The organism is Burkholderia sp. IMCC1007 (assembly GCF_027257875.1).
Classification (GTDB): Bacteria; Pseudomonadota; Gammaproteobacteria; order Burkholderiales; family Burkholderiaceae; genus Burkholderia.
In genome coordinates this window covers 63472-69996 of sequence record NZ_JAPVQY010000045.1, presented here as the reverse complement: position 1 = coordinate 69996, position 6525 = coordinate 63472, and the positions used below count along the sequence as shown (strand labels likewise).

The 6525-nt window shown below is 68.5% G+C and carries 7 protein-coding genes; 4 read left to right on the top strand and 3 right to left on the bottom strand.

Going from position 1 to position 6525, the window contains the following annotated elements; all coding sequences use genetic code 11:
* Window positions 1-100: 100 nt before the first annotated feature.
* Window positions 101-448 carry a GFA family protein gene (locus tag O1Q03_RS29370; RefSeq protein WP_269507551.1) on the bottom strand — a complete coding sequence of 116 codons (348 nt, stop codon included), beginning with the start codon at window positions 446-448 and terminating at the stop codon, window positions 101-103.
* A gap of 154 nt (window positions 449-602) precedes the next feature.
* Between O1Q03_RS29370 and O1Q03_RS29365 the strand changes: the two genes are divergently transcribed.
* A complete protein-coding gene (locus O1Q03_RS29365; protein WP_269507550.1) occupies window positions 603-848 on the top strand; it encodes a DUF1272 domain-containing protein in 246 nt (81 codons plus the stop codon).
* Between the two features lie 22 nt (window positions 849-870).
* Here the strand turns inward: O1Q03_RS29365 and O1Q03_RS29360 are convergent, their stop codons facing one another.
* Window positions 871-1554: a FadR/GntR family transcriptional regulator gene (locus O1Q03_RS29360; protein WP_269507553.1), complete on the bottom strand. Its 684-nt coding sequence runs from the start codon at window positions 1552-1554 to the stop codon at window positions 871-873.
* A 156-nt stretch (window positions 1555-1710) separates the two neighbouring features.
* Between O1Q03_RS29360 and dgoD the strand changes: the two genes are divergently transcribed.
* A complete protein-coding gene (dgoD, locus tag O1Q03_RS29355; protein WP_269507549.1) occupies window positions 1711-2859 on the top strand; it encodes a galactonate dehydratase in 1149 nt (382 codons plus the stop codon).
* A gap of 183 nt (window positions 2860-3042) precedes the next feature.
* Here dgoD and O1Q03_RS29350 read toward each other — a convergent pair whose 3' ends face one another.
* Entirely contained in the window at window positions 3043-3975 is a 933-nt protein-coding gene (locus O1Q03_RS29350) for a CopD family protein (protein ID WP_269507548.1), read from the bottom strand.
* Between the two features lie 377 nt (window positions 3976-4352).
* Here O1Q03_RS29350 and O1Q03_RS29345 point away from each other — a divergent pair, with 377 nt between their 5' ends.
* Both O1Q03_RS29345 and O1Q03_RS29340 read left to right on the top strand, forming a co-directional pair.
* Window positions 4353-5114 (top strand): c-type cytochrome, encoded by a 762-nt coding sequence (locus tag O1Q03_RS29345; protein ID WP_269507546.1) that lies wholly within the window; start codon window positions 4353-4355, stop codon window positions 5112-5114.
* A gap of 19 nt (window positions 5115-5133) precedes the next feature.
* Window positions 5134-6432 (top strand): c-type cytochrome, encoded by a 1299-nt coding sequence (locus O1Q03_RS29340; RefSeq protein ID WP_269507545.1) that lies wholly within the window; start codon window positions 5134-5136, stop codon window positions 6430-6432.
* The last annotated feature ends 93 nt before the right edge of the window (window positions 6433-6525 follow it).

Sequence of the window (6525 nt, the reverse complement as noted above, 5' to 3'; positions counted from 1 at the left end):
GGCGGCGGTCGCGCCGGTGCAGCCGGCCCAGCCGTCCTGACGGCAACGCGCGCTCGCGCGGCGGCACGCCGCCCGCGGCCGGCTCACGCCGCTGCCGGCGCTAGCGCGAGCGGCCGTCGAAGTGCGTGACGGGCAGCGCGTCGAGATCGACATTCTCGAGGCAGCGCACGTTGATCGCGGCCATTTCGGTGCCGTTCGGGTGCGTGCCCTCGCCGAACGTATGAATCCCGCAGCGCTTGCAGAAGCGATGCCGGATCACGTGCTTGTTGAACATGTAGGTCGCGAGGTTCTCGTCGGGCGTGAGCAGCTTCAGGTGGTCGCGGGGCACGAACCACATCAGCGCGCCCTTGCGCTGGCAGATCGAACAGTTGCAGGCCATCACGCCCTGCAGGTCGCCTTCCGCCTCGAACTTCACGTCGCCGCAGTGACAGCTTCCGCGATAAAGCATGGTCGTCTCCCGGGGCAGCCCGTGCGCGTCGACGGCGCCCCGGCGGGACACCGTTGGCCGGGCCGACTCAAGCAGGTACAGTAGCGTGCACCCGCGCCGTGCGCAATGTCCGGCGACGGCCGCCCCGAACCGCTCCGATCACGAGGAAACCGCCATGCTCGAACTGCGCCCCGGCTGCGAATGCTGCGACAAGGATCTGCCGCCCGATTCGGCGGAGGCACGCATTTGTACGTTCGAGTGTACTTTTTGCGCGAGCTGCGCCGACGACGTGCTGAAGGGCCGCTGCCCGAACTGCGGCGGCGATCTGGTCGCTCGCCCGCGCCGGCCGGCGAGCCTGCTCGCCAAACACCCGGCGTCGACGCAACGCGTGCTGAAGCCCGGCGGCTGCGCGAACGCCTGACCGCACGCCGGCGCGCGGCCCGTCACGACCGCTCGATCCGCGCGCGCGTGATCGCGAGCAGCGTCGCCATCGCGCGGCGCGCGCCGTCCTCGTCGCGCGCGCGGATCGCGTCGCTGACGGCCGTATGCTCGGCGAGCGACGCGTTGAACACGTGCGCGCGCCGCGCATTCAGATGCAGCTGCGCCTCGAGCGTGCGGTCGATCAGTGCGCCGAGCGGCACCAGCAGTTCATTGCCGCCGGCCTCCAGCACGCTCAGGTGAAAGCGCAGGTCGGCGCGCACCCATTCGTCGATGTTGCGTGCGGCGGCCATCGCACGCACCGCGTCCTCGATCGCGTCGAACCCGCCCGGGCCATGTGCGCGCGCAGCCAGCGCGGCCGCGTGCGGCTCGATCATCTCGCGCATCTCCTGCAGCTTCATCGCGAACGCGAGCGGCGGCGCGACGCGCGCATACCAGTCGAGCAGGTCGGCATCGAGCAGGTTCCACGCGCGTCGCGGCCGCACGCGCGTGCCGACCTTCGGCCGCGATTCGATGAGCCCCTTCGACGTCAGCGTGCGCAGCGCCTCGCGCAGCACGGTGCGGCTCACACCGAACATCGCCATCAGCTCGGGTTCCCTCGGCAGCAGCGATTCGGGCGGATAGTCGCCGCGCAGGATCGCGGTCGCCAGCTGGAAGGCGGTCTGTCCATGCAGGTCGCGTTGAATGATCGTTCTCCGTTGGGCGGGCCCGCCGCCGTGTACCCACTATCTGCACAATAGTGCTATTAATACTATTTTTTAACGGGCTACGCTAGGATAACCGCCACGTATTCGACCGGCATCGCATCCGCACGTCCGCGCCGGTCATCCCTGGAGACTCGCGACATGAAAATCACCCGCCTCGAAACCTTCGTCGTCCCGCCGCGATGGCTATTCCTCAAGATCGAAACCGACGAAGGGATCGTCGGCTGGGGCGAGCCGGTCGTCGAAGGTCGCGCACATACGGTCGAGGCCGCCGTGCAGGAACTCGCCGACTACCTCGTCGGCCGCAACCCGCTGCTGATCGAGGATCACTGGCAGGTGATGTATCGCGCGGGCTTCTACCGCGGCGGCCCGATCACGATGAGCGCGATCGCGGGCGTCGACCAGGCGCTGTGGGACATCAAGGGCAAGCATCACGGCGTGCCCGTGCACGCGCTGCTCGGCGGCCAGGTGCGCGATCGCATCAAGGTGTACTCGTGGATCGGCGGCGACCGGCCGAGCGACGTCGCGAACAACGCGCGCGCGGTGGTCGAGCGCGGCTTCAAGGCCGTGAAGATGAACGGCTCCGAGGAGCTGCAGATCGTCGACACCTACGACAAGGTCGAGCAAGTGATCGCGAACGTCTCGGCGGTGCGCGACGCGGTCGGCCCGCACGTCGGGATCGGCGTGGACTTCCACGGCCGCGTGCACAAGCCGATGGCGAAGGTGCTCGCGAAGGAGCTCGACCCGTACAAGCTGATGTTCATCGAGGAGCCGGTGCTGTCGGAGAACGCCGAGGCGCTGCGCGACATCGTGAACCAGACCAACACGCCGATCGCGCTGGGCGAGCGGCTCTACTCGCGCTGGGACTTCAAGCACATCCTCGCGGGCGGCTACGTCGACATCATCCAGCCCGATGCATCGCACGCGGGCGGCATCACCGAGTGCCGCAAGATCGCAACGCTCGCGGAAAGCTACGACGTCGCGCTCGCGCTGCACTGCCCGCTCGGGCCGATCGCGCTCGCCGCGTGCCTGCAGCTCGATGCGGTCAGCTACAACGCGTTCATCCAGGAACAGAGCCTCGGCATCCACTACAACCAGGGCAACGATCTGCTCGACTACCTGCGCAACCCGGAAGTGTTCCGCTACGAGGACGGCTTCGTCGCGATCCCGCAAGGCCCGGGGCTCGGCATCGACGTCAACGAGGAGAAGGTGCGCGAGATGGCGAAGACGGGCCATCGCTGGCGCAACCCGGTGTGGCGTCACGCGGACGGCAGCGTCGCCGAATGGTGACGATGCAATGAGATGAAGTGACGTGCGTTGCGCGGCAGGCAGGCCACGCAACGGCTTCCATACGGCCGCCCGGCAGGCGGCCGTTTTTGCATGCACGCGATCGGCTTCACGCGATGCGGTGCCTGACGCACGCAGGCGCCCCACGCCGCGCTGCCCGCACGCCGCGCGACACCGCGCCGGCCGTCAGCCGAGCGCCGCGAACCCCGGCACGCTGAACGACAGTACCGCCGCCGCGACGAACACGCCGATCATCGTCAACGCTTCGAGATGCAGAATGTTGCGGAACGTGTGCGCGTCTTCGGTCGACGCGGTACGCCGCAGGCGCGGCAGCGCGGACAAGCGGTTCAGCCCGCCGAGCACGAGCGCGAGCGCGACGAGCAGCAGCTTGAGCAACAGCACGCGCCCCCACGTGCTGCCGTCGAGCGGCGCGAGCGAGCCGCCGAGCCCGCGCAGCGCATTGAGCGCGCCGGTGCCGAGCACGAACACGACCGCGATCATCGACGTGCGCGACAGGTGCTGGCCGACCCGGATCAGCGCGCCGCGCGCGACCGACGAGCCGAGCGCCGGCAGCACCGCGAGCCCGCCCGCGAGCACGAGGCCGCCCCACACCGCGGTGGCGAGCAGGTGCAGCGTCTGCACGCCGACCGCCGCGGACAGCGGGCCCGTGTCGGCCGCATGGCCGAGCGACGCCTTGCCGGCCTCGACCACGATCACCGCGAGCCACAGCACCGCATGCGCGAGCGGGCCGTCGGGCTTGGCCAGCGCGACGATCGCGAGCACCACCGCACCGGCGAACGCGACGCTCCACGCGAAGCCCGCATGGGTTTGCATGAGCACGGTCGGGATCGCGGCGAACGCGCCACCGAGGCCCGCGCCGCTCATCGTCGCGGCCTCGTACACCAGCCAGCCGAGATCGGCGAGCACGAGCGCCAGCGCCGCCGCGACCAGCGAATGTTGCGCGCGCAGCCATGCGGGGTGCGACGGCGCGACGACCGGCCGCGCACCGTCCTTGCCGAGCCAGGCCTTGAGCAGCGCGGAGCCGACCGCCATCGCGAACGTTGCGTCCATCAGCGCCGCGAGCGCGACCTGCCCGATCCACAAGCTGTCGATCCTCATCGCGCGCGCCCTCCCGACAACGGCAGGCCGGCGATACGGCGGCTGGCGGAACAACGGCGGGAAGACGGCAACGGCATGGTAGAAAACGTCATCGATGAATCCGTAAACGGGGGAAATGACTGAGTCTGCGGCGGAGGCGGCACCGCGCGACCCGCGAGTGTACGGTCTTCGATGGTGAAAGCGCACGCCGGTTCACACTGCCCGCGCGCAATCCGCGTCAAATTGTCGCAAGTCGCAAACAGACAGGAACTGATGTCCTTTCGTCAAATAGCCGTCATTACCCATCGATGATAGAATGCCGCGTCGCAGCAGCCCGGCTGTCCTGCCGTCCACGCGCCGAGCCGATCGTAGCCCGGACAGGTCCCCGACGAATAAACATGGAGTCTCGTGTGTCTTCAAGACGCCTCTTCCGTCCGTTGCTCGCCGTTCTGTTGATCGGCAGTGCGGGCCTTATGAGCGCTGCCCAAGCGCAGACCAAGCCCGAGCAAGCGGCCGCCCAACAGGCGCCGCTCAAGGCACCCGATACCATGGCCGAGCGCGTGCGCGGCTGTACCGCATGCCACGGCGTTCACGGCCAGGGCACCGACAACGACTATTTCCCGCGGCTTGCCGGCAAGCCCGCCGAGTACCTGTACAACCAGCTCGTCAACTTCCGTGACGGCCGGCGCAAGTACCCGCCGATGAACTACCTGCTGACGTACCTGAACGACGACTACCTGAAGGAAATCGCCGAGCACTTCTCGGCCGAGCGTCCGCCGTACCCGACGCCGGCGAAGCCGACGCTGCCGGCCGCCACGCTCGCGCGCGGCAAGCAGCTCGTCACGCAAGGCGACCCGTCGCGCAAGCTGCCGGCCTGCGTGGCCTGCCACGGCGCAGGGCTGACCGGCATGCAGCCGGCGATCCCGGGCCTCGTCGGCCTGCACGCCGATTACCTGAGCGCGCAGCTCGGCGCATGGCGCTCGGGCAACCGCCACGCGAAGGCGCCTGACTGCATGCACGACATCGCCGCGAAACTTTCCGACGAAGACGTGACGGCCGTGACCGCATGGCTCGCCGCGCAACCGGCGCCCGCCAACCCCGTGCCGGCTCCGGCGCGTTCGATGAAGACTCCGCTCGCCTGCGGCAGCGAACCGCAATAAGGCAAGGGAGACAGACACAATGAAACGCAAGTCCCTGTTTGCACTCTCGGCTGCCGCGATCGTCGCGGCCGCTGCTCTCGTCCCGGTCCTGTGGCCGGGCAGCGACACGCTGCACGGCGCTGCCGCCGTCGCGGCCACGCCGGCCGACCAGGCCGCGCTGATCAAGAAGGGCGAGTACCTCGCGCGCGTCGGCGACTGTATCGCCTGCCACACCGTGCGCGGCGGCAAGTCGTTCGCGGGCGGCCTGCCGATGGCGACGCCGTTCGGCACGATGTACACGCCGAACATCACGCCGGACGACAACGACGGTATCGGCAAGTGGACGTCGGACGACTTCTACCGCGCGATGCACACCGGCCGTTCGAAGGATGGCAGCCTGCTCTACCCGGGCTTCCCGTTCGCGAGCTACACGAAGGTCACGCGCGCCGATTCGGACGCGATCTACGCGTACCTCCGTTCGGTGCCGCCGGTGTCGGTGCCGAGCCGTCCGCACGAACTGAAGTTCCCGTTCAACAACCGTAACCTGCTGATCGGCTGGCGTACGCTGTTCTTCAAGGAAGGCGAGTACAAGCCGGATCCGACCAAGTCGGTCGAATGGAACCGCGGCGCGTACCTCGTCGAAGGCCTCGGCCACTGTTCGATGTGCCACACGTCGATCAACATGATGGGCGGCCCGGTGAGCTCGGCGGCGTTTGCCGGCGGCCTGATCCCGCTGCAGAACTGGTATGCGCCGTCGCTGACGAACGACAAGGAACTCGGCCTCGGCGACTGGCACGTGCAGGAGCTGTCCGACCTGCTGCAAGCCGGCGTGTCGAACAAGGGCGCGGTGTTCGGCCCGATGGCCGACGTCGTGCACAACAGCCTGCAGTACATGAGCGACGAAGATACGCGCGCCATGTCGACGTACCTGAAGTCGATTCCGCAGAAGGCTGAAGCGCCGAAGAACATGCAGTACGAGCCGTCGAAGCAATTCGGCAACACGCTGTTCGACCAGGGCAAGAAGATCTACGCGGACAACTGCGCGACCTGTCACGCGGCAACGGGCGCGGGCAAGCCGCCGGCCTATCCGCCGCTGGCAGGCAACCACTCGATCGTGATGGAATCGGCAGTCAACCCGATCCGCATGGTGCTGAATGGTGGCTATCCGCCGAGCACGTTCAAGAATCCGCGCCCGTACGGGATGCCGCCGTTCGCACAGTCGCTGTCGAACCAGGAAGTCGCGGCAGTCGTCACGTATATCCGGATGTCGTGGGGCAACAACGGTACGCCGATCTCGCCGCAACAGGTGAGCGACCTGCGTTCCGCGCCGCTTGACTAAATAACGCGCGACACACACGGGGGGGGGGGGGGGGGGGGGGGGGGGGGGGGGGGGGGGGGCGGGCGGGGGGGGGGGGCCGGGGGCGGCGCGGGG